The 23,840-nt window shown below is 33.2% G+C and carries 19 protein-coding genes and 2 pseudogenes; 19 read left to right on the top strand and 2 right to left on the bottom strand.

Translation table 11 applies throughout. From position 1 onward, the window contains the following. The first annotated feature begins 202 nt into the window (after window positions 1–202). The 15 genes from rpsB (at window position 203) to ACM6UH_RS08750 (ending at window position 19,573) form a co-directional block, all read left to right on the top strand. A complete protein-coding gene (rpsB, locus tag ACM6UH_RS08820) occupies window positions 203–991 on the top strand; it encodes a 30S ribosomal protein S2 (protein WP_002483467.1) in 789 nt (262 codons plus the stop codon). A 93-nt stretch (window positions 992–1,084) separates the two neighbouring features. Beyond that, a complete protein-coding gene (gene tsf, locus ACM6UH_RS08815; RefSeq protein ID WP_037538543.1) occupies window positions 1,085–1,963 on the top strand; it encodes a translation elongation factor Ts in 879 nt (292 codons plus the stop codon). 134 nt (window positions 1,964–2,097) lie between these two features. After that, the gene (pyrH, locus tag ACM6UH_RS08810) at window positions 2,098–2,820 is read left to right on the top strand and encodes a UMP kinase (protein WP_048787216.1); all 723 of its coding nucleotides are present in this window, start codon (window positions 2,098–2,100) and stop codon (window positions 2,818–2,820) included. A 16-nt stretch (window positions 2,821–2,836) separates the two neighbouring features. After that, a complete protein-coding gene (gene frr / locus ACM6UH_RS08805) occupies window positions 2,837–3,391 on the top strand; it encodes a ribosome recycling factor (protein WP_002483464.1) in 555 nt (184 codons plus the stop codon). Window positions 3,392–3,620: 229 nt separating this feature from the next. Then, entirely contained in the window at window positions 3,621–4,385 is a 765-nt protein-coding gene (locus ACM6UH_RS08800) for an isoprenyl transferase (RefSeq protein WP_011303261.1), read from the top strand. Window positions 4,386–4,402: 17 nt separating this feature from the next. Beyond that, the gene (locus ACM6UH_RS08795; RefSeq protein ID WP_002483462.1) at window positions 4,403–5,185 is read left to right on the top strand and encodes a phosphatidate cytidylyltransferase; all 783 of its coding nucleotides are present in this window, start codon (window positions 4,403–4,405) and stop codon (window positions 5,183–5,185) included. 323 nt (window positions 5,186–5,508) lie between these two features. Next, window positions 5,509–6,795, top strand: coding sequence for an RIP metalloprotease RseP (rseP, locus tag ACM6UH_RS08790; protein ID WP_011303260.1), 1,287 nt, complete (start codon window positions 5,509–5,511; stop codon window positions 6,793–6,795). A 19-nt stretch (window positions 6,796–6,814) separates the two neighbouring features. Continuing rightward, a complete protein-coding gene (locus ACM6UH_RS08785) occupies window positions 6,815–8,515 on the top strand; it encodes a proline--tRNA ligase (RefSeq protein WP_011303259.1) in 1,701 nt (566 codons plus the stop codon). A gap of 406 nt (window positions 8,516–8,921) precedes the next feature. Then, a complete protein-coding gene (locus ACM6UH_RS08780) occupies window positions 8,922–13,238 on the top strand; it encodes a PolC-type DNA polymerase III (RefSeq protein ID WP_011303258.1) in 4,317 nt (1,438 codons plus the stop codon). Between the two features lie 290 nt (window positions 13,239–13,528). Then, window positions 13,529–13,996: a ribosome maturation factor RimP gene (gene rimP / locus ACM6UH_RS08775; protein ID WP_002483458.1), complete on the top strand. Its 468-nt coding sequence runs from the start codon at window positions 13,529–13,531 to the stop codon at window positions 13,994–13,996. Between the two features lie 23 nt (window positions 13,997–14,019). Beyond that, entirely contained in the window at window positions 14,020–15,213 is a 1,194-nt protein-coding gene (gene nusA / locus ACM6UH_RS08770; protein WP_002483457.1) for a transcription termination factor NusA, read from the top strand. A gap of 17 nt (window positions 15,214–15,230) precedes the next feature. Next, window positions 15,231–15,515, top strand: a complete 285-nt coding sequence (gene rnpM / locus ACM6UH_RS08765; protein ID WP_002483456.1) for an RNase P modulator RnpM — start codon at window positions 15,231–15,233, stop codon at window positions 15,513–15,515. Further along, window positions 15,512–15,829, top strand: a complete 318-nt coding sequence (locus tag ACM6UH_RS08760; RefSeq protein WP_002483455.1) for a L7Ae/L30e/S12e/Gadd45 family ribosomal protein — start codon at window positions 15,512–15,514, stop codon at window positions 15,827–15,829. Before rnpM ends, ACM6UH_RS08760 begins: the two co-directional genes overlap by 4 nt. A 4-nt stretch (window positions 15,830–15,833) precedes the next feature. Beyond that, a complete protein-coding gene (gene infB / locus ACM6UH_RS08755; RefSeq protein ID WP_011303257.1) occupies window positions 15,834–17,939 on the top strand; it encodes a translation initiation factor IF-2 in 2,106 nt (701 codons plus the stop codon). Window positions 17,940–18,574: 635 nt separating this feature from the next. Beyond that, complete coding sequence (locus tag ACM6UH_RS08750; RefSeq protein WP_011303256.1) at window positions 18,575–19,573, top strand: hypothetical protein; 999 nt, start codon at window positions 18,575–18,577, stop codon at window positions 19,571–19,573. 49 nt (window positions 19,574–19,622) lie between these two features. Here ACM6UH_RS08750 and ACM6UH_RS08745 read toward each other — a convergent pair whose 3' ends face one another. After that, window positions 19,623–20,228: a hypothetical protein gene (locus ACM6UH_RS08745; RefSeq protein ID WP_199189036.1), complete on the bottom strand. Its 606-nt coding sequence runs from the start codon at window positions 20,226–20,228 to the stop codon at window positions 19,623–19,625. Window positions 20,229–20,315: 87 nt separating this feature from the next. Further along, window positions 20,316–20,495 carry an HTH domain-containing protein gene (locus ACM6UH_RS08740; protein WP_011303254.1) on the bottom strand — a complete coding sequence of 60 codons (180 nt, stop codon included), beginning with the start codon at window positions 20,493–20,495 and terminating at the stop codon, window positions 20,316–20,318. Window positions 20,496–20,937: 442 nt separating this feature from the next. On the opposite strand from ACM6UH_RS08740, the gene rbfA reads away from it, so the two are divergent. The 4 genes and pseudogenes from rbfA (at window position 20,938) to rpsO (ending at window position 23,788) form a co-directional block, all read left to right on the top strand. After that, window positions 20,938–21,282: a 30S ribosome-binding factor RbfA gene (gene rbfA, locus ACM6UH_RS08735; protein WP_283995355.1), complete on the top strand. Its 345-nt coding sequence runs from the start codon at window positions 20,938–20,940 to the stop codon at window positions 21,280–21,282. Window positions 21,283–21,509: 227 nt separating this feature from the next. Then, window positions 21,510–22,428, top strand: a pseudogene (gene truB, locus ACM6UH_RS08730) (tRNA pseudouridine(55) synthase TruB). Window positions 22,429–22,441: 13 nt separating this feature from the next. Then, a pseudogene (locus ACM6UH_RS08725) lies at window positions 22,442–23,414 on the top strand (bifunctional riboflavin kinase/FAD synthetase). Between the two features lie 104 nt (window positions 23,415–23,518). Then, window positions 23,519–23,788 carry a 30S ribosomal protein S15 gene (rpsO, locus tag ACM6UH_RS08720; protein ID WP_002483448.1) on the top strand — a complete coding sequence of 90 codons (270 nt, stop codon included), beginning with the start codon at window positions 23,519–23,521 and terminating at the stop codon, window positions 23,786–23,788. Window positions 23,789–23,840 lie beyond the last annotated feature (52 nt).

The following is a 23,840-nucleotide window of genomic DNA, read 5'->3' as shown; positions in this document are numbered from 1 at the left end:
ATAGATGGGCTTAGTCGTTCTTTATAATGTGTAAATTAATGGACAAAAACTATTGATTTGCATAGGTAAATATGATATATTTATTGACGGCTATGAAGCCAATACACACACAGAAAGTTAAAGTATAAAGGGTGCGATATTTAATTGTCGTGTTTATATGAGCTTTTTGTGGAGGTAATAAACCAATAGGAGGAATTTTATTATGGCAGTAATTTCAATGAAACAATTGCTAGAAGCAGGTGTTCACTTCGGTCACCAAACACGCCGTTGGAACCCAAAAATGAAAAGATACATTTTCACTGAGAGAAACGGTATTTACATTATCGATTTACAAAAAACAGTGAAAAAAGTAGAAGAAGCTTATAACTTCATTAAACAAGTATCAGAAGATGGCGGAAAAGTTTTATTCGTTGGTACGAAAAAACAAGCACAAGATTCAGTTAAAGCTGAAGCAGAACGTGCTGGTCAATTCTATGTAAACCAAAGATGGTTAGGTGGAATCTTAACTAACTATAAAACAATTTCTAAACGTATTAAACGTATCTCTGAAATTGAAAAAATGGAAGAAGATGGCTTATTCGAAGTATTACCTAAAAAAGAAGTTGTAGAACTTAAAAAAGAATATGACCGTTTAATTAAATTCTTAGGCGGAATTCGTGATATGAAATCTATGCCTCAAGCATTGTTCGTTGTTGACCCTCGTAAAGAGCGCAACGCAATTGCTGAAGCACGTAAATTACACATCCCAATTGTTGGTATTGTAGATACTAACTGTGATCCAGATGAAATTGATTACGTTATCCCTGCAAACGATGATGCTATCCGTGCCGTTAAATTATTAACTGGTAAAATGGCAGATGCAATCTTAGAAGGTCAACAAGGTGTATCAAATGAAGAAGTAGCAGCTGAACAAAATATTGATTTAGATGAATCAAAAGAAGCTACTGAAGCAGAAACAACTGAAGAAAACACTTCTGTTGAATCAAACTAAGAATAATGTAAAATGGGTGATAAGATATTGAAGCTTATCACCTTTTTTTAAAATAAATAAAATAAAATTCATTAAATAATGGAGGAATTTGAAATGGCAATTTCAGCTAAACTTGTAAAAGAATTACGTGAAAAAACTGGCGCTGGTATGATGGACTGTAAAAAAGCGTTAACAGAAACTGATGGTGACATCGATAAAGCGGTAGACTTCCTACGTGAAAAAGGTATCGCTAAAGCTGCTAAAAAATCTGACCGTATTGCGGCAGAAGGTTTAGTACACGTTGAAGAAAGAGGAAACGAAGCAGCAATTGTTGAAATCAATTCTGAAACTGACTTCGTTGCTCGTAATGAAGGTTTCCAACAATTAGTGAAAGAAATTGCTATCCAAGTATTAGATACTAAAGCAGAAACAGTTGAAGCACTTTTAGAAACAAACTTACCAGATGGTAAATCAGTTGACCAACGTGTTAAAGAAGCTATCTCAACTATCGGTGAAAAATTAAGTATCCGTCGTTTTGCTGTTAGAACTAAAACAGACAACGATTCATTCGGTGCTTATTTACACATGGGTGGACGTATTGGTGTATTAACTGTAGTTGAAGGTTCTACTGATGCTGAAGCAGCTAAAGATGTTGCAATGCACATTGCTGCAATCAACCCTAAATATGTTTCATCTGAACAAGTAAGCGAAGATGAAATCGCTCATGAAAGAGATGTTTTAAAACAACAAGCTCTAAATGAAGGTAAACCAGAAAATATCGTTGAAAAAATGGTTGAAGGTCGTTTACGTAAATATCTACAAGAAATTTGTGCAGTTGACCAAAACTTTGTAAAAGATCCTGATCAAACAGTTGAAGCTTTCTTAAAATCTAAAGGTGGTAAACTAGTTGACTTCGTACGTTATGAAGTAGGCGAAGGCATGGAAAAACGTGAAGAAAACTTTGCTGACGAAGTTAAAGGACAAATGAAATAACTTTTCATAAGTTAAAACAAGGAAGAAGACACCTTTTGTGCTCCGTATGAAAGATTCACTTTTGTATTGGAAGACCTATTGTGTCTTCTTTACTTGTATAATTTACATATTTTTACAATAGAGAGGATAAGACAATGGCTCAAACTTCTAAATACGAACGTGTTGTATTAAAATTAAGTGGCGAAGCACTCGCAGGTGACGATGGATTTGGAATTAACCCAATTATAATCAAAAGTATTGCAAAACAAGTAGCTGAAGTAGCTAAATTGGACTGTGAAATTGCTGTTATCGTTGGTGGCGGTAATATTTGGAGAGGTAAAACTGGTAGCGATTTAGGCATGGATCGTGGTACAGCAGACTACATGGGTATGTTAGCTACAGTAATGAATGCATTAGCATTACAAGATAGCCTCGAACAATTAGAATGTGACACACGTGTTTTAACTTCAATAGAAATGAAACAAGTTGCAGAACCTTATATTCGCCGTCGTGCAATCAGACATTTAGAAAAAAATCGTGTGGTCATCTTTGCAGCAGGTATAGGTAACCCTTACTTCTCTACTGACACAACTGCAGCATTGCGTGCAGCTGAAGTTGAAGCTGATGTTATCTTAATGGGCAAAAATAATGTCGACGGTGTTTATTCTGCTGATCCAAAAGTAGATCCAAATGCAATCAAATATGAGCACCTAACGCATATCCAAATGTTACAAGAAGGTTTACAAGTTATGGATTCAACAGCTTCATCATTCTGCATGGATAATAATATTCCATTAAATGTATTTTCAATAACTGAAGAAGGTAATATTAAACGCGCTGTCATGGGTGAAAAAATAGGAACATTGATTACAAAATAATTAGAGGTGTATGACTATGAGTGACATTATTAATGAAACTAAATCAAAAATGCAAAAATCAATAGACAATCTTTCAAGAGAATTAGCTAATATCAGTGCTGGTAGAGCGAATTCAAACTTATTAAATGGTGTAAATGTTGATTATTACGGTGCGCCAACACCAGTTCAACAACTTGCTAGTATTAGTGTGCCAGAAGCACGCTTATTAGTCATTTCTCCATATGATAAATCATCAGTTGGCAATATTGAAAAAGCAATCAATGCAGCTAACTTAGGTGTTAATCCTTCAAGTGATGGAGAAGTTATCCGTATCAGTGTACCAGCATTAACTGAAGAACGTCGTAAAGAGCTTGTTAAAGATGTTAAAAAAATTGGCGAAGACGCTAAAGTTGCAGTAAGAAATGTGCGTCGTGACTCAAACGATGAGCTTAAAAAACAACAAAAAAATTCTGACATCACTGAAGATGATTTAAGAACACAAACAGATGATGTACAAAAATTAACTGACGATTCAATAAAAGAAGTTGAAAAATTGTTAGAAGAAAAAGAACAAGATATTATGTCAGTATAAACATGGTAATGATGATAATGGCTTCAATCATTAAGGCGATATAATTGAACTTATATTGTTGCTGATTAAGAGGCTAATCATATTTTTATCTGAACTGTATCAAATCAGACTTTGGTACAGTTTTTTTATTTGTTTATTCAATGCAACAATCTAGTATGATAAAATGGTAGATAATTGCATCTAGAACCTATTATAATAAACATAGATGATCACGCTCGGAGGAAATACCATGTTTAAAAAGTTAATTAAAAAAAATAAAAATCAGCCAATCCAATCAGAGTTTGGCTTGGACTTACATAACATACCTGAACATGTTGCTATAATCATGGACGGTAATGGTCGCTGGGCAAAACAAAGAAAATTGCCTAGAATTAAAGGTCACTATCAAGGTATGCAAACAGTTAAAAAAATCACAAAAGTTGCTAGTGATATTGGAATTAAATATTTAACATTGTATGCATTTTCTACAGAAAATTGGACTAGACCTGAAAATGAAGTCAATTATATCATGAACTTGCCAGTTAACTTTTTAAAAACATTTCTACCAGAGTTGATAGAAAATAATGTAAAAGTCGAGACAATTGGTTTTATGGAATATTTGCCATCATCTACACTCAAAGCAATCGCTAAAGCCAAAGAAGATACTAAAGATAATACAGGTTTAAAATTAATCTTCGCGATTAATTATGGTGGTCGTGCTGAAATATTAAACAGTGTAAAAACAATCTATGATGAACTAACTGCTAAAGGATTAACTAGTGATGACATTACAGAACAGATGATTGATGATCATTTGATGACACATGCATATCCTGACCCAGATCTTTTGATAAGAACATCAGGTGAACAAAGAATAAGCAATTTCCTTATTTGGCAAGTATCTTACAGTGAATTTATTTTCAATGAAAAGCTATGGCCAGATTTCGATAAAGAAGAATTAATAAATTGTATTAAAATTTATCAATCACGGCAGCGTCGATTTGGTGGATTATAAATAGTTAGGAGAATAGTATGAAAGTTAGAACTTTAACGGCAATTATAGCACTTATCGTTTTCCTCCCAGTTTTACTTAAGGGTGGCCTTATTCTAATGCTATTTTCATATTTATTGGCATTCATCGCTTTAAAAGAATTGCTTAATATGAATATGATTAAGTTCTTATCAATACCAGGGATAATTAGTGCATTAGGTATTTTAATCATTATGTTACCTCAAGATGCGGGGAGCTGGGTTAACGACCTTCAATTAAAATCGTTAATAGCAATGAGTTTTATTTTATTAAGTTATACAGTACTTTCTAAAAATAGATTCAGCTTTATGGATGCGGCATTTTGTCTAATGTCCATCGCATATGTAGGTATCGGATTTATGTATTTATATGAAACACGCTCAGAAGGTTTACATTACATATTATTTGCGTTTTTAGTGGTTTGGTTAACTGATACAGGTGCGTATATTTTTGGTAGATTGATGGGTAAACACAAATTATGGCCAGTCATTAGCCCTAACAAAACTGTTGAAGGCTTTGTAGGTGGTTTGATTTGTAGTTTAATCGTACCGCTAGTAATGATGATCTTTGTAGATTTCAATATCGCACTATGGTTATTGCTAATCATTACGATTATTTTAAGCATGTTTGGTCAATTGGGTGACTTAGTAGAGTCAGGATTCAAGCGTCACTTTGGCGTAAAAGATTCTGGAAGAATTTTACCAGGTCACGGTGGCATTTTAGATCGTTTTGATAGTTTTATGTTTGTCTTACCATTATTAAATATTTTATTAATTCAAATATAATACATTTACGATATGACTTTTATAATTTTATAAAAATGCGAAAGGAGTTAATGGATTGAAATAACTGGTTATTTAATAACAGTTAATGATATTCTTAACTCCTTTTGACAAGGTCGAAAGATTTCACAATGCTAAATTAAATTTTCAATATTTATAAGTTAGCATGTTGATAACTGTTGAATAAAAATGATTAGAGTTACGTGTATGACAAAGTATAGTTGTGGTATACTTTTATAACTTAAAGTTGGTAGTATACATTACTGACACATTGCATTTTATCCAACATGCAGTTAATTTATTAAGAAAATATGAGGTGTATCAAATTGAGTTTTCTAGTAACAATTATTTCTTTTATCATTGTTTTTGGTGTCCTCGTAACCGTACATGAATATGGGCATATGTTTTTTGCTAAACGTGCAGGAATTATGTGTCCAGAATTTGCTATTGGTATGGGACCTAAAATATTTAGTTTTAGAAAAAATGAAACATTATATACGATACGACTATTACCAGTTGGTGGTTATGTGCGTATGGCTGGTGATGGTTTGGAAGAACCGCCGGTACAACCAGGTATGCATGTTAAAATAAAATTGAATGATAAAGATGAAATTACACATATCATTTTGGATGACCAACATAAATTCCAACAAATTGAAGCGATAGAAGTGAAACAATGTGATTTTAAAGATGGCTTGTATATCGAAGGTGTAACGCCTTATGATCAAGAACGTCATAGGTATAATATTGCTAAAAAATCATATTTTGTTGAAAATGGTAGCTTAATTCAAATTGCACCAAGAGATAGACAATTCACGTATAAAAAGCCTTATCAAAAGTTTTTAACATTATTTGCTGGACCACTATTTAACTTCTTACTTACATTGGTATTATTTATCGGTCTTGCGTATTATCAAGGTACACCGACAAATGGCATTGATGAAGTCATGAAAGATTCACCGGCACAACAAGCTGGTCTTAAATCTGGTGATAAAATTGTTAAATTAGATGATAAAAAAATTGAAACTAAAGGCGATATAGATAGTGTTGTAAAAAATATTAAAGATAATAAGACAGAAGTTACGGTTGAACGTGATGGAAAAACACATACGATGGATATCAAGCCTAAAAAAGTAGAACAAAAAGTGACGAAAACTAATACACAAACTAGATATTTATTAGGCTATAGTGCAAGTACCGAACATACAATATTTAAACCAATTGCAGCTGGTGTTGAACGATCACTAGAGGCGGGTAAATTAATATTTACAGCTATTGTAAGTATGATTGCCAGCATATTTACTGGTCATTTTTCTTTCGATATGCTAAACGGACCAGTTGGTATATATCACACTGTGGATTCAGTAGTTAAAACAGGTATCATTAATTTAATTTCTTGGACGGCACTATTAAGTGTTAACTTAGGCTTAATGAACTTGTTACCAATACCTGCACTAGACGGTGGCCGTATTTTATTCGTCATATATGAAGCGATATTTAGAAAACCGGTTAATAAGAAAGCCGAAACAACAATTATTGCGATTGGTGCTGTTTTTGTACTTATTATAATGGTCTTAGTGACATGGAACGATATTCAACGTTATTTCTTATAAAAGGGAGAGAGGTAGTTAAATGAAACAATCAAAGGTATTTATTCCAACAATGAAAGAGGTACCAGCAGGAGCAGAAGCACTGAGCCATCGTTTATTACTGAAAGCTGGTTTAATTAAACAAAGTACAAGTGGGATCTATAGTTATTTACCTTTAGCTGCACGCGTACTGAATAATATTGAAGCAATTGTGCGTGAAGAAATGGAACGCATAGATGCGGTTGAAATCTTAATGCCTGCATTACAACAAGCAGAATTATGGGAAGAGTCAGGTCGCTGGAGTGCTTACGGTCCAGAACTGATGCGTCTACAAGATCGTAACGGACGTGAATTTGCATTAGGACCAACACATGAGGAAGTTGTAACGTCCATCGTTAGAGATGAATTGAAGTCATACAAACAATTACCACTTACGTTATTCCAAATACAATCTAAATACAGAGATGAAAAGCGTCCACGCTTCGGTTTGTTACGTGGTAGAGAATTTATCATGAAAGATGCTTATTCGTTCCATGCGGATGAGGACTCTCTAGATGCATCTTATCAAGACATGTATAACGCATACGGTCGCATATTTAAACGTGTTGGTATTAATGCGCGACCAGTTGTTGCAGATTCAGGAGCAATTGGTGGCAGTCACACACATGAATTTATGGCACTAAGTGAAATCGGCGAAGATACGATTGTGTATAGTGAACAGAGTGACTATGCTGCAAATATTGAAAAAGCGGAAGTAGTCTATCAAGCCAATGAAAAACATGAAGATTTACAACCATTAACAAAAATAGAAACACCAAATATTCATACTGCGCAAGAACTGGCTACATTCTTAGACAAACCCTTAGACGAAATTACTAAATCTATGGTATTTAAAATAGATGGAGAATTTATTATGGTCTTAGTTCGTGGTCACCATGAATTGAATGATATTAAGTTAAAAGCATACTTTGGTACGGATAATATTGAATTAGCTTCTGAAGACGAAATTGTTAATCTTTTAGGTGCGAAACCTGGCTCGCTAGGTCCAGTTTTTGATAAAGAGATTAAAGTCTATGCCGATAATTTCATTCAAGATTTAAATAATATTGTCGTTGGTGCAAACGAAGATGGCTATCATTTATTAAATGCTAATATTGGTCGTGATTTCGAAGTTGATGCTTTCGGAGACTTTAGATTTATATTAGAAGGTGAACCATTATCAGATGGCTCCGGACCAGCTCGCTTTGCAGAGGGCATTGAAGTTGGACAGGTATTTAAATTAGGAACGAAATACTCTGAATCAATGAATGCAACATTTTTAGATAATCAAGGTAAAGCACAGCCACTATTAATGGGTTGTTATGGAATTGGCGTATCAAGAACATTAAGTGCGATTGTTGAACAAAACAATGATGAAAATGGCATCATTTGGCCAAAATCTGTAACACCATTTGATTTACACTTAATTACGATTAATCCTAAAAAAGATGATCAACGTGAATTAGCAGATCAATTATATACCCAGTTAAAAGAAAACTACGATGTTTTATATGACGATCGTAAAGAACGTGCAGGTGTTAAATTTAATGATGCTGATTTAATTGGATTGCCAGTGCGTGTGGTTGTTGGTAAAAATGCAGCAGAGGGTATAGTAGAAGTGAAACGTCGTGATACAGGTGAAAGTGAAGACGTCCATGTGGATAATTTAATTAATTATGTAAACACATTGTATTCTAATATCTAATTTTAGAGCAGGAACTAGGATAATTTGTTATAATATACAAAGTAAACTGTGCGTTAAAAAGTATAAATATGGGAGATAGGTAGAAACCGGATTTTTCAAAAGGTTTCATTGTCCCAGCTTGACAATTATGACTAGGGTAGATGATTACTTGAATTGAAGCTCATGTATAAGAGTGAGACTTTACATCTACTGCCAATTGACAAAAAAGTCTGAGACATCTATTTGTGTCTCAGACTCTTTTGTTATTCATGTAAAGTAATATCATAGTGCGACAAGTTGAACTAATAGAAATTTTTAGATATTCCGTTATAGTATAGAATATGTAAATTCATACATACACCGTCATAAAATATAAGTATCTATATATAAGAAAAGTAGTGTAATTAATAGTAAGGTGGTTATCGTCATGGCAATGACAAATGAGGAAAAATTTAAAATACTAGCTGACCAAATCAAAATTACTGAGCATTTAGATTCAGAAATATTGGAAAATAGTGAATTAACACGTGTTGATGTCAAAACATCAGATCGAACTTGGGTATTTCAAATTACATTCCCACATTTTTTAACAATTGAAAATTATTTGCTTTTTACAGGTGCAATCATTGAAGAATTTAAAACGATTGCAGATGTAAAATGTAATTTCACGGTAAAAGATAAAACAAATCAAGATGAATTTGCAATAAAATATTTTAGCCACTGTATTGATCAAACAAAATTATCACCCAAAGTAAAAGGACAATTAAAACAAAAACGCTTAATTATGTCAGGTGATGTATTAAAAGTCATGTGCCAAAACGATGTTGAACGAGATCACTTTGATAAAGCGTGTAATGGTAGTTTGATTGCAGCATACCAACAGTGTGGGTTTAATATAAGTAAAGTCGTTTTCGAAACAGATAGTGCAGTTAACGATGGGGATTTAGCGTCATTAGAAGCACATATTCAAGAAGAAGATGAGAAAAGTGCGCGTGAAGCAACAGAAAAATTAGAGAAAATGAAGGCTGAAAAAGCAAAACAACAGGACAATAACGAAAGTGATGTTTCAAAATGTCAAATTGGTAAACCAATCCAAGTTGAAAATGTACGTCAAATTGACTCAATTATCGAAGAAGAATTTAAAGCTGCTGTAGAAGGTGTTATTTTCGATATCAATTTAAAAGAATTGAAGAGTGGGCGTCATATTGTAGAATTAAAAGTAACAGATTATACAGATTCTCTTGTCTTGAAAATGTTCACACGTAAAAATAAAGATGATTTAGCGCATTTTAAAGCTTTAAGTGTAGGTAAATGGGTTCGTGCACAAGGGCGTATTGAGGAAGATACATTTGTACGTGACCTAGTTATGATGATGTCAGATATCGAAGAAATAAAAAAAGCTACAAAACAAGATAAAGCTGAAGACAAACGTGTTGAATTCCATTTACATACGTCAATGAGTCAAATGGATGGTATTCCAAACATATCAGATTATGTAGATCAAGCTGCGAAATGGGGACATAAAGCCATTGCGGTAACAGACCATAATGTTGTGCAAGCATTCCCAGATGCACATAGTGCTGCCGAAAAAAATGGAATTAAAATGATTTATGGCATGGAAGGTATGCTGGTAGATGATGGTGTACCAATCGCATATAAACCAAAAGATTGTGACCTAAAAACAGCTACTTATGTAGTATTTGACGTTGAGACAACGGGACTTTCAAATCAATACGATAAAATTATTGAACTTGCAGCTGTTAAAGTAAAAGACGGCGAAATTATTGATAAATTTGAACGATTCAGTAATCCTCATGAACGATTGTCAGAAACAATTAAAAACTTAACGCATATTTCAGATGACATGTTAGTAGATGCCCCTGAAATAGAAGAAGTGCTTACTGAGTTTAAATCATGGGTAGGCGACGCCATTTTTGTAGCGCATAATGCATCATTTGATATGGGCTTCATCGATACAGGTTATGAACACGTTGGCATTGGTGCTTCCACGAACGGCGTCATTGATACATTAGAATTATCTAGAACAATTAATACAGAATATGGTAAGCATGGCTTAAATTTCTTAGCTAAAAAATACGGGGTTGAATTAACGCAACACCATAGAGCGATATATGATACAGAAGCAACGGCTTATATGTTCATAAAAATGCTTAAGCAGCTAGAAGCGCTTGGTGTTCACAACCATCAAGATATCAATACGTCATTGTCAAATGAAGATGCGTATAAGCGTGCACGACCAAATCATGTAACACTCATTGTGCAGAACCAAGATGGTTTGAAAAATCTATTTAAAATTGTGAGTGCATCTCTTGTTCAATATTATTACCGTACACCAAGAATTCCACGTTCCTTGTTGGATGAGTATAGAGAAGGAATACTTGTAGGCTCTGCGTGTGATGAGGGCGAAGTATTTACAGCAGTTATGCAAAAAGACCAGTCTCAAGTAGAGCGAATTGCCAAATATTACGATTTTATTGAGGTTCAACCGCCAGCACTTTATCAAGATCTAATTGATAGAGAGCTAGTAAGAGATAATGAAACTTTACATGAAATTTATAATCGTTTAATTCGAGCGGGGGATGTAAATAATATTCCAGTGATTGCAACAGGTAATGCACATTATTTAAATGAACATGATGCGATTGCTCGTAAAATATTAATTGCCGCTCAACCGGGTAATCCATTAAATCGCTCTACTTTACCAAAAGCGCATTTTAGAACAACGGATGAAATGTTAGATGAATTACACTTTTTAGGTGAGGAAAAAGCATATGAACTTGTAGTTCAGAATACGAATGATTTAGCAGATAAAATAGAACGTGTCGTACCAATTAAAGATGAACTATTCACACCGAGAATGGAAGGTGCGAATGAAGAAATACGTGAAATGAGTTACGATAATGCAAAAGCACTTTACGGCGATGATTTACCACAGATTGTCATTGATCGTTTAGAGAAAGAATTGGAAAGTATTATAGGTAATGGTTTCTCAGTAATATATTTAATTTCTCAAAGATTAGTTAAAAAATCACTGAATGATGGTTACTTAGTAGGTTCACGTGGTTCTGTTGGTTCGAGCTTTGTGGCAACAATGACTGAAATTACAGAAGTGAATCCCCTACCACCACATTATATTTGTCCAGAGTGTAAGCAAAGTGAGTTCTTTGATGATGGTTCTGTTGGTTCAGGATTCGATTTACCAGACAAGAAATGTGAATCGTGCGGTTGTGATTTGATTAAAGAAGGCCAGGATATTCCATTCGAAACTTTCTTAGGATTTAAAGGGGATAAAGTACCTGATATTGACTTGAACTTTAGTGGTGAATATCAACCTGAAGCGCATAACTATACTAAAGAGCTATTTGGTGAAGATAAAGTATTTCGTGCGGGAACGATCGGTACGGTTGCAGAAAAAACTGCTTTTGGTTTTGTGAAGGGATATTTAAACGATCAAGGTATTCATAAACGAGGAGCAGAAATAGACAGACTTGTAAAAGGTTGTACTGGTGTTAAACGTACGACTGGACAACATCCAGGTGGTATTATTGTTGTTCCCGATTATATGGATATTTACGATTTTACACCTGTTCAATTCCCAGCAGATGATCAAGGTTCTTCTTGGATGACAACGCACTTTGATTTCCATTCCATTCATGATAATGTGTTGAAATTGGATATACTGGGTCACGATGATCCTACTATGATACGTATGTTGCAAGATTTGTCAGGTATTGATCCAAAAACGATTCCAGTAGATGATAAGGAGACGATGGGCATTTTTAGTTCGCCAGAGCCTTTAGGTGTCACTTCCGATGAAATTTTATGTAAAACAGGTACATTTGGTGTACCAGAATTCGGAACTGGATTTGTTAGACAAATGTTAGAAGATACGAAACCAACAACATTTTCTGAATTAGTTAGAATTTCAGGGCTATCTCATGGTACGGATGTATGGTTAGGTAATGCACAGGATTTAATACGCTCTGGTAAATGCGATTTAGCAAGTGTAATTTGTTGTCGTGATGATATCATGGTCTACTTGATGTATAACGGTTTGGAACCTTCATTAGCCTTTAAAACAATGGAATTTGTTCGTAAGGGTAAAGGTTTAACTGATGATATGGTAGAAGCGATGGTTGATAATGAAGTGCCAGATTGGTACTTAGACTCATGTAGAAAGATTAAATACATGTTCCCTAAAGCCCACGCAGCAGCTTATGTACTAATGGCTGTACGTATTGCTTATTTCAAAGTGCACTATCCATTATATTACTATGCTAGTTACTTTACTGTACGTGCTTCAGACTTTGATTTAATCTCAATGATTAAAGATAAAGAAAGTATACGTAACACGGTAAATGATATGTATTCACGTTATATGGATTTAGCAAAAAAAGAAAAAGATACGTTAACGGTGCTTGAGATTATGAACGAGATGGCACAACGTGGCTACCGAATGCAACCAATCAGTTTAGAGAAGAGCAAAGCATTTGAATTCATAATCGAAGGGGATACTTTAATTCCTCCATTTATTGCTGTACCAGGTTTAGGTGAAAATGTTGCACAAAGAATTGTAGAAGCGCGCGATGAAGGGCCTTTCTTATCTAAAGAAGATTTAAATAAAAAAGCTGGTTTATCTCAAAAAGTTATTGAGTATCTAGATGAATTAGGTTCATTACCTAATTTGCCAGATAAAGCACAGCTTTCCATTTTTGATATGTAATCCTTAAATATGATTTACTAGAGACTATTTAGATTTCAATTAAGTGTATTATTTTATAGATTTAGTAAAAGTATAAGAGGTTGATATATTTTACTTGAATTTGACATTAATTAAATATAAGTAAATTTGAGAATAACTTAAGTAAGTTGTCATTGTGCCGTTTAACAAATATAGTTATTTGTATAGAAAATGAACATATGGTATAATAATAGTGCTTAAAAAATTAGACTCAGGCAGAAAGAGTGGGCATAATACCCGCTCTTTTCTATTTGCCAAAAAAGGAGGTCAGCATGAGTAAAATAACTGAGCAAGTTGAGACTATCATTCAACCTGTCCTTAACGACTTAAATTTTGAATTAGTAGAAGTTGAGTTTACCAAAGAAGGAAAAGACCATTTTTTAAGAGTATCTATAGATAAAGAAGGCGGCGTTGATTTAAACGATTGTGCGCTAGCTTCTGAAAAAATCAGCGAAGTCATGGACGCGGAAGATCCTATACAAGAAATGTATTATTTAGATGTCGCGTCACCTGGTGCTGAAAGACCAATTAAAAAAGAAAAAGATTTCCAAAATGCAATAACAAAACCAGTATTTGTTTCTTTATATGCACCGATTGAAGGTTCTAAAGAATGGTTAGGTATTTTACAATCTGTTGATGAAACAAACATTGTTATGGAAGTTAAAGAAAAGGCTAAAACAAAGCAAATTGAAATTCCAAGAAATAAAATCGCAAAAGCACGCCATGCTGTAATGATATAACGTGATGAGGAGGATGATAAGTCGTGTCAAGTAATGAATTATTATTAGCTACTGAGTACTTAGAAAAAGAAAAAAAGATTCCTAGAGAAGTATTAATCGATGCCATTGAAGCAGCTTTAATCACTGCTTATAAAAAGAACTACGATAGCGCGAGAACTGTACGCGTAGAATTAAATATGGATCAAGGTAGTTTCAAAGTAATCGCTCGTAAAGAAGTGGTTGAAGAATCAATGGATGATAGAGAAGAAATTAGTTTAGATACTGCATTAGTAAAAAATCCAGCCTATGAAATTGGTGATATTTACGAAGAAGATGTAACGCCAAGTGACTTTGGTCGTGTAGGTGCGCAAGCAGCGAAACAAGCTGTTATGCAACGTTTACGTGATGCAGAACGCGAAATCCTTTACGATGAATTCATCGATAAAGAAGATGATATTGTAACGGGTTTAATTGATAGAGTAGACCATCGTTATGTATATGTGAATTTAGGCCGTACTGAAGCTGTACTATCTGAAGCTGAAAGAAGCCCAAATGAAAGTTATATTCCGAATGAAAGAATTAGAGTGTACGTAAATAAGGTTGAACAAACTACAAAAGGTCCACAAATTTATGTTTCTAGAAGTCATCCAGGCTTATTAAAACGTTTATTTGAACAAGAAGTGCCTGAAATATTTGATGGTACAGTTATTGTTAAATCTGTTGCACGTGAAGCAGGAGATCGCTCTAAAATCAGTGTGCATTCTGATAACCCTGATATTGATGCAGTTGGCGCATGTGTTGGTGCTAAAGGTGCACGTGTAGAAGCGGTTGTAGAAGAACTTGGTGGCGAAAAAATTGATATTGTTCAATGGAATGAAGATCCTAAGGTATTTGTTAAGAATGCATTAAGCCCTTCACAAGTGCTACAGGTTATCGTGGATGAGCCAAATCAATCAACAGTCGTTGTTGTCCCTGACTATCAATTATCACTAGCAATTGGTAAACGTGGTCAAAACGCGAGATTAGCAGCAAAATTAACTGGTTGGAAGATCGATATTAAATCAGAAACTGATGCGAGAGCAGCAGGCGTTTATCCTGCAGAAGAAGCATTAAATGAAGAAGATGAAATGCAATTAGATGATGTTGTGTCGTCTGAAAATATTGAAGTAGAAGAAGATACTACTGAATCGCAACCAACAGAGACAGTTGAAATAGAAGACGAAGACGCAGAAAAATAAATTGGAGTGGATACTTTATGAAAAAGAAAAAAATTCCAATGCGTAAATGTATACTATCAAATGAAATGCATCCTAAAAATGACATGATTCGAGTTGTAATCAATAAAGATGAGCAAATTTTTGCTGATGCGACAGGTAAACAACAAGGTCGTGGTGCCTACGTATCAAAGGATGTTAAGCTAGTAGAAGAAGCTCAACAAAAAGGTGTTTTAGAAAAGTATTTTAAAGCTGATGCTGATACATTAGAGCCTGTGTATAAAGAAATTATACGTCTTATATACCGTGAAGAGATACCTAAATGACCAAAGAACAAATCGTAAATTTTTTAGGTTTAGCAATGCGTGCTGGAAAAGTAAAAACAGGTGAATCAGTTATTTTAAATGATTTGAAAAAGAACAAACTAAAGCTCGTAATCATTGCAACGGATGCTTCTGATAACACAATTAAAGTGATACAGAACAAATGTGAAAGTTACCATATATCATTACGTATATTTGGAACGAGAGCTGAATTAGGACAAGCTTTGGGTAAAGCAGAACGTGTAAACATTGGAATCACTGATCAAGGCTTTGCTAAAAAGTTATTGTCAATGATTGATGAATATCGTAAGGAGTGACTATATGAGTAAAAAAAGAATTTACGAATACGCAAAAGATTTAAAAATTAAAAGTAAAGAAATTATTCATGAATTGAAAAAAATGGACGTTGAGGTAACGAGTCATATGCAAACGTTAGAAGACGACCAAATTAAAGCTTTAGATAAAATTTACAAACCAGAAAAAGCAGAACAAAGTGAGAAATCACAACAAAAGAATACTCAAAATAAACAACAAACAACTCACAATAAAGGTAACCAATCGAATAAAGGTAACCAAAATAATAAGCCGAATAATAAGAAAAATAATAAAAATAACAAGAACAACAAAAATAATAAAAATAACAAACAACCTAAACAAGAAGAACCAAAAGAAATGCCATCAAAAATTACCTACCAAGATGGCATAACAGTTGGTGAACTTGCTGAAAAATTAAATGTTGATTCTTCAGGTATTATCAAAAAATTATTCTTATTAGGTATCATGGCTAATATCAATCAATCATTAGATGACGAAACATTAGAACTTATTGTAGACGATTATGGTGTTGAAATTGAAAAAGAAATCGTAGTTGATGAAGAAGACTTGGCGATTTATTTTGATGATGAAACAGAAGATGAAAATGCAATAGAACGTCCAGCAGTAGTTACAATCATGGGGCATGTTGACCATGGTAAAACGACGTTATTAGATTCTATTCGTCATACAAAAGTTACAGCTGGAGAAGCTGGTGGTATCACACAACATATCGGTGCTTACCAAATTGAAAATGATGGCAAAAAAATCACTTTCCTTGATACACCTGGTCACGCTGCTTTTACAACAATGCGTGCACGTGGTGCTCAAGTTACCGATATTACTATTTTAGTAGTGGCAGCTGATGATGGGGTAATGCCTCAAACAATTGAAGCAATAAATCATGCCAAAGAGGCTGAAGTGCCAACAATTGTAGCTGTAAACAAAATTGATAAACCTACTTCAAATCCAGACCGTGTGATGCAAGAATTAACTGAATACGGTTTAATTCCAGAAGACTGGGGTGGCGATACAATCTTCGTTCCACTTTCAGCATTAAGTGGCGACGGTATTGAAGATTTATTAGAAATGATTGTATTGACTTCAGAAGTACAAGAATTAAAAGCTAATCCAGAGAAAAATGCTGTAGGTACAGTGATTGAAGCTGAATTAGATAAGTCACGCGGTCCGTCTGCTTCATTATTAGTTCAAAATGGTACACTCAATGTGGGTGATTCACTCGTAGTTGGTAACACGTATGGTAGAATTCGTGCAATGGTTAATGATTTAGGCCAACGTATTAAAACGGCTGGTCCTTCTACACCAGTTGAAATTACTGGTATTAATGATGTGCCACAAGCTGGTGACAGATTTGTTGTATTTAAAGATGAAAAACAAGCAAGACGTATTGGTGAAGCACGCCATGAAGCTAATGTGATGCAACAACGTCAAGAAAGTAAGAGTGTTTCATTAGATAATTTATTTGAACAAATGAAACAAGGTGAAATGAAAGATCTTAATGTCATCATCAAAGGTGACGTTCAAGGTTCAGTTGAAGCACTTGCTGCGTCATTGATGAAAATAGATGTTGAAGGCGTTAATGTGCGTATTATACACACAGCTGTAGGTGCTATAAATGAATCAGACGTTACTTTAGCTAATGCCTCTAACGGTATTATTATCGGTTTCAATGTTCGACCAGATACTGGTGCAAAACGTGCGGCAGATAATGAAGGCGTAGATATGCGTTTACACCGTGTCATTTACAACGTTATAGAAGAAATAGAATCAGCAATGAAAGGTATGCTAGATCCAGAATTTGAAGAACAAGTTATTGGGCAAGCAGAAGTTCGTCAAACTTTCAAAGTTTCTAAAGTCGGTACAATTGCAGGTAGTTATGTTATTGATGGTAAAATCACACGTAATGCAGGTGTACGTGTCATTAGAGACGGCATTGTACAATTCGAAGGGGAACTAGACACATTGAAGCGTTTTAAAGATGACGCAAAAGAAGTAGCTCAAGGTTACGAATGTGGTATCACAATTGAAAAGTATAATGACCTTAAAGAAGGCGACATCATTGAAGCGTTCGAAATGGTAGAAATTAAAAGATAAAATTTAAATTAAAATAAAGATTCAGGCATATAATCACCTCAGACTAACGATAATCATTTTCTTTATTGAAATCATCATAAGCACGCCAAAAGTGAGATTAAAATCTCATTTTTGGCGTGCTTTTTTATTATCAATGAAGTTTCTGTATAAGGGCGTAAATTGAGTCACCATCAGTCATCATTAGGGACTTTTAGATTTAATTAAGATATGTTTATGAATCGATGAGAGTATATCTGTTAACAACTAAATAGATTATATTTGATAATGATGTAAAGCTTTCGTACTCTGAAGCATCGTATAAAAGAGAGTGTTGATAGTAGATGTGAAAAATATCAGGGATGTTGATTTATGTATTATGTTGTTATATAATATATATTCCAAAATTCGATGGCTTATCAGTGATTCGAATTTTAAGTATACGTCGTTTATAGTTTATTAAACAATTAATATCAAAAGATATTAAAATTAAATAATTGAAACATACAAATGTTATCGCACTATTTTATATAATTAATAGATGTTTTTTATAATTGTAAATTAGATATAAAAAATATTGTAAAATTACCTTTATTTATATTGGCTGACACTGGCTGTCTATGTGCATGATTAAACTTAGAATAAATAGGAGGTTATAAATGATGAGTGAATATTTAAAAGAAATAAATGAATTCTGGCAACAATATTTAGATCAATATAACTCTATTTATGATGAATCGACATTAAAAGCAATCATTAAAAATAATGATACTACAGCATTTTTACATCCTAGAGATTTAGAATATATAAAAAAACATTTCGGTGAAAATTTTATGGAAATTCCAAGATTTAAGAAAATGATTGATTTCGCTAATGGTAAAGTGACAGTTAATAAAAATAGACAAAAAGTGACATTCGAAAATGCTGAACTTAATCCTGCGACTGCGCGACCTTATTTTGGAAATCCTGAAATTGCAGATATCGTTATATTAAAAAAACAACCCGAAAATGATTTTAAAATATACGAACTCAGTTTGCCTGAAGCTGAAGCAATAGAGTATAGAAAAAGGATCTTGTTAGATATTCAAGGTAAATTAACATTTGATGGTCAAAAATTATTTTTACCTTATATTGATTGCCATAGATGGTTTGTAAAATATTTATATAGTAATGCGTCAACTTTAAAATACTTTAATATTGACCCTAATCGTTTAATGGTTATTAAATTTTTCCCTTATCAAACAGGTCATGCAGCAGGTATACCGAAAGATTTCTTATCATTTAAATATATACTTCCTTCCCAGAGGCAAAATTTTAACTTGTTAATTAAAATGCTAAAAGATGATAAAAAACGAATTTATATCGTAAGTGAGGAAGAATTATATATATCCATTTTCAAAAATTTTGCGGATAGTGATATTTGTGAATATTTAATTGAAAACCTATTTGTATTATCTTCTAAACAAAATAGACATCTTACGTTATGTAACGTATTGAGTTATAAAGAGCATAGGGAACGTCTGAGAAAAAAACAAGCGTTATCAAAAATTGAGTATTACAAATGGAATCAAGAACAAAAGGCTGCACGCGAAAATGGTGATTCTGATTTTCACAAGAAAATGGATTCTATGAGATATGAATTTTCTAATTCTAACTAATAAATAAAAAAGCTTATAGTATGTGTGTCTCACTAACTGTAAGCTTTTTTTAAATGTCGTAATTATTGAATAAAACTTGTATTTTTCTTTTAAATTCATCGACATAGGATTGTGGTTGTAGAAGTATGATAGCCTGAGGATATAGATACGCTAAATGCATACTTTCTTCTTTTGAAATAATTAGGTTAACGATAGTCCCATCTGCTGAAGGAGTAGTATCTAAGATAATGAATTGTCTCTTTATTTCTGGCCAAATATCATCTTTCACTAGCAGTTTCACTTGTTTAATATGATTAAAGATATCGCGTTCAAATACTTGATTTGTTAGTTTAATATCTGTAATTGTTGTTAAATCACGCGTATATATTTCTTCCTCATATAAGTACGTAATCCAATACACGTTATCAAAATAGCGCGTATAAATTGGAATGATGTTAGGGAGCTCGACATTATCAAGTTGTATAGTGAGTTTATGATTATTCTCGATTGCAAGTTGAATTTTATAGATTAAAGTAGACTCATTGAGTTCACGATGTATTTTGAATTGGCTTAATAATTTATTAGATAATAATTTTTCTGCTAGATTTGAATTAGCATTCAAACCACGAATGAGATTATATGTATCTTCATGAATAACCGGGGTGAAATCTTTCATTCGAAAAATAAGATTTAGCAATCTATTTTTTTTAAAATTTATAACTATCAATCTTTAAGCGATGTTTTTCAATTGTAGTATCGTATATTACTTTGCCTTCAAGACCATGCCATTCATGATCTTCATAAATAAATTATTTATATCACTAATGTCTCTTTGAATCGTACGTATATTAACTTGTAGTTTTTGTGATAAGGCTTCTTTGCTTATCGTTTTACCATTTAGTAATCGGGTGTAAATATAGAGCAGACGTTCTGGTTTTTCCAAAAAAGATGCAACTCCTAAAGTTTTAAAATCAAATCAATTATAATATCGATTAGTTTTATAGTATAGCACTATATTTTTATAAATGTGTAAAATCATTATGAATTGACGTACTAAAGTTGATGGCTTTGATGAAAAACACATGCCATTTACACTTAAGCATAAAAATTCATCGCTTAGGCAATTTAAATATAGAATTATAGCGTTCTTATGAAATAATGTTTCAAAAATTAACAGTTAGGAATTAAAATTATGCTCAACTGTCATATAATATGTTGTATTTATATATGACATGCAATATATTGTAATGACAAACATAACTCTACTGATTCGATAAAAGGGAATACAAAGTAATAATATTTGTTTGACGTCATGAAATAAACTGTCATATAATTTGTTAGTAAGGAAACAATTGACGAAGTAAGATATATGTGAGGTGAAAAATATGAATACGAGAGCAGAACGTGTAGGCGAACAAATGAAACAAGAAATCATGGATATCGCTAATAATAAAGTTAAGGATCCAAGAATTGGTTTTTTAACAATTACTGACGTACAATTAACCAATGATTTATCTATTGCAACGGTTTATTTAACTGTTTTAGGTAATGAAAAACAAAAAGCAGATACCTTCAAAGGCTTAGAAAAAGCTAAAGGCTTTATAAAATCTGAATTAGGCTCTAGAATGAGACTCCGTATCATTCCAGAATTGAATTTTGAATATGATGAATCGATTGATTATGGTAATAAAATCGAAAGAATGATTCAGGATTTGCATAAAAAAGACTAAATATTAATTAACATGTCTTTGATTCAATATGAAGTGGACAGTTGATTAATATATTATTACATTCTATTTAGCTCAATATTTGAATTTAGATTGTAGATTCTTAGTGTAGGAGCGAGAACTTGAAATCGAATAGATTTCAGTCTCGCTCTTTTTTACATAAACGCGTAAATCAATACATGTTAGTATAGTATATATAATAAAAATGAGACTCTGAAGGTGAATTGAAAATGTATAATGGGATTTTACCGGTGTTTAAAGATCGTGGATTAACAAGTCATGATGTTGTATTCAAGTTGAGGAAAATTTTAAAAACGAAAAAGGTTGGTCACACGGGTACGCTAGACCCAGAAGTTTCAGGTGTTCTACCAATTTGTATTGGCAGTGCTACGAAAGTGAGTGACTACATTATGGAAATGGGTAAAACTTATAAAGCTACAGTTAGTTTGGGCATAACAACGACGACTGAAGATCAAACTGGAGAAATATTAGAACAAACAGCTGTTAATGAACAAGATGTTTCTGCTAAGTCGATAGATGATGTTTTACAACAATTTAAAGGTGAGCTGATACAAATTCCACCAATGTATTCTTCCGTAAAAGTAAATGGTAAGAAACTATATGAATATGCAAGAAACAATCAAGTAGTTGAAAGAACCAGAGCGAAAGGTCAACATTTATCAAATTAATCGAATTTCAGATTTGCGTTTTGTAGACGATACTTGTCAATTTGATATGATAGTTGAATGTGGTAAAGGTACATATATTAGAACACTTGCCACAGATATTGGTAAAGCACTTGGGCTACCTGCACATATGTCAAAATTAACACGTACGCAAAGTGGTGGATTTGATATCAATGAGAGTCTAACACTTGAAGATATAAAGTCACTGCATGAGCATGACACGTTACTTGAGAAATTATTTCCTATAGAATATGGTTTGAAAGGTATTGAACAAATTTTAATTACTGATAACGCCATTAAAGGAAAAATATTAAATGGACAAAAGTTTTACAAAGCTGAGTTCAAGCAAAATATAGACGACATCGTTATAATGGTAGATAATGAAACACATAAAGTGTTAGCAATTTATGAACCACACCCAGAAAAACTTGATGAAATTAAACCTAAAAAAGTGTTTAACTAAAGGAGTCATACACATGAAAGTGATAGAAGTAGCTCATCCAATTCAAGATAATCAATATATAACAGAAGCGGTTGCGATGGCTTTCGGATTTTTTGACGGTATGCATAAAGGTCATGCAAAAGTATTTGAAACATTAGATGCCAAAGCAAAATCCCAAAATTTAAAAAAAGCAGTCATGACATTTGATCCGCACCCTTCAGTTGTATTAAATCCTAAATTAAAGAGAACAGATTATTTAACACCAATTCAGGATAAGGTGGAAATTTTAGAGTCATATGGTATAGATTATTGTATCGTTATTAATTTTTCATCTAAGTTTGCTGAAGTTACGGCTGAAGAATTTATTCAGGATTATATTATCAAAAATAATGTAAAAGAAGTGATTGCTGGCTTTGACTTTACATTTGGTAAATTCGGTAAAGGGAACATGATGATTCTTGATGAAATGTCTGAGTTTAATACAACAGTTGTGAGTAAACAAGAGATTGAGTCAGAAAAAATATCTACAACAGATATTAGAAAATCGCTTAAAACAGGCGATTTGCAGAAGGCCAATGAAGAATTAGGTTACCGATACCGTATTAAAGGTACAGTTGTTCAGGGTGAAAAACGAGGGAGAACAATTGGTTTCCCTACGGCTAATGTGCAACCGAGTGGTGATTATGTATTGCCGAAAAATGGCGTTTATGCTGTCAGCATGGAAATTGGTGTAAACAAAGAAACATATCGAGGCGTAGCCAATGTTGGGGTTAAACCGACGTTTCATGATCCTTCCAAAGCACAAGTAGTTATTGAAGTGAATTTATTCGACTTTAGTGAAAATATTTATGGTGAACGTGTAACCGTATATTGGCATCACTATTTAAGAACCAGAAATTAAATTTGATGGAATAGATCCTTTAGTTGAACAGATGAACAAAGATAAAGAAAAAGCAAAATATCTATTATCGGTTGATTTTGGTGATGAAGTATCATATAATATTTAAGTCGAATGTGTAATCCACATTTATGCACCTTTACCTTGGCAGCTCGAGACTCCGACGTTTTGCTCGGATAAAGGCGAATAAAAATTAAAAGGAGGAAATTGACAATGGCAATTTCACAAGAACGCAAAAATGAACTAATTAAAGAATATCGTACACACGAAGCAGACACTGGTTCTCCAGAAGTCCAAATCGCTGTATTAACTGCAGAAATCACTGCGTTAAACGAACATTTACGTGAACACAAAAAAGATCATCATTCACGTCGCGGATTATTAAAAATGGTAGGTCGTCGTAGACACTTACTTAACTATTTACGTGACAAAGATGTTCAACGTTACCGTGAATTAATTAAATCATTAGGTATCCGTCGTTAATTTTAAGACGTTTATTGATAGGGAAAGAACCTTTAGGGTCCTTTCCCTTTTT

Source organism: Staphylococcus sp. LKG4-2 (genome assembly GCF_050955665.1).
GTDB classification, from domain to species: domain Bacteria; phylum Bacillota; class Bacilli; order Staphylococcales; family Staphylococcaceae; genus Staphylococcus; species Staphylococcus saprophyticus.
This window is presented reverse-complemented; position numbering and strand designations above follow the sequence as displayed.

Excerpts from the sequence above, each read along its gene's own strand:
- rpsB (WP_002483467.1), top strand. The coding sequence starts at position 203 with ATGGCAGTAATTTCAATGAAACAATTGCTAGAAGCAGGTGTTCACTTC.
- tsf (WP_037538543.1), top strand. The coding sequence starts at position 1,085 with ATGGCAATTTCAGCTAAACTTGTAAAAGAATTACGTGAAAAAACTGGC.
- pyrH (WP_048787216.1), top strand. The coding sequence starts at position 2,098 with ATGGCTCAAACTTCTAAATACGAACGTGTTGTATTAAAATTAAGTGGC.
- frr (WP_002483464.1), top strand. The coding sequence starts at position 2,837 with ATGAGTGACATTATTAATGAAACTAAATCAAAAATGCAAAAATCAATA.
- ACM6UH_RS08800 (WP_011303261.1), top strand. The coding sequence starts at position 3,621 with ATGTTTAAAAAGTTAATTAAAAAAAATAAAAATCAGCCAATCCAATCA.
- ACM6UH_RS08795 (WP_002483462.1), top strand. The coding sequence starts at position 4,403 with ATGAAAGTTAGAACTTTAACGGCAATTATAGCACTTATCGTTTTCCTC.
- ACM6UH_RS08785 (WP_011303259.1), top strand. The coding sequence starts at position 6,815 with ATGAAACAATCAAAGGTATTTATTCCAACAATGAAAGAGGTACCAGCA.
- ACM6UH_RS08780 (WP_011303258.1), top strand. The coding sequence starts at position 8,922 with ATGGCAATGACAAATGAGGAAAAATTTAAAATACTAGCTGACCAAATC.
- rimP (WP_002483458.1), top strand. The coding sequence starts at position 13,529 with ATGAGTAAAATAACTGAGCAAGTTGAGACTATCATTCAACCTGTCCTT.
- rnpM (WP_002483456.1), top strand. The coding sequence starts at position 15,231 with ATGAAAAAGAAAAAAATTCCAATGCGTAAATGTATACTATCAAATGAA.
- ACM6UH_RS08760 (WP_002483455.1), top strand. The coding sequence starts at position 15,512 with ATGACCAAAGAACAAATCGTAAATTTTTTAGGTTTAGCAATGCGTGCT.
- infB (WP_011303257.1), top strand. The coding sequence starts at position 15,834 with ATGAGTAAAAAAAGAATTTACGAATACGCAAAAGATTTAAAAATTAAA.
- ACM6UH_RS08750 (WP_011303256.1), top strand. The coding sequence starts at position 18,575 with ATGATGAGTGAATATTTAAAAGAAATAAATGAATTCTGGCAACAATAT.
- ACM6UH_RS08745 (WP_199189036.1), bottom strand. The coding sequence starts at position 20,228 with ATGAAAGATTTCACCCCGGTTATTCATGAAGATACATATAATCTCATT.
- rbfA (WP_283995355.1), top strand. The coding sequence starts at position 20,938 with ATGAATACGAGAGCAGAACGTGTAGGCGAACAAATGAAACAAGAAATC.
- rpsO (WP_002483448.1), top strand. The coding sequence starts at position 23,519 with ATGGCAATTTCACAAGAACGCAAAAATGAACTAATTAAAGAATATCGT.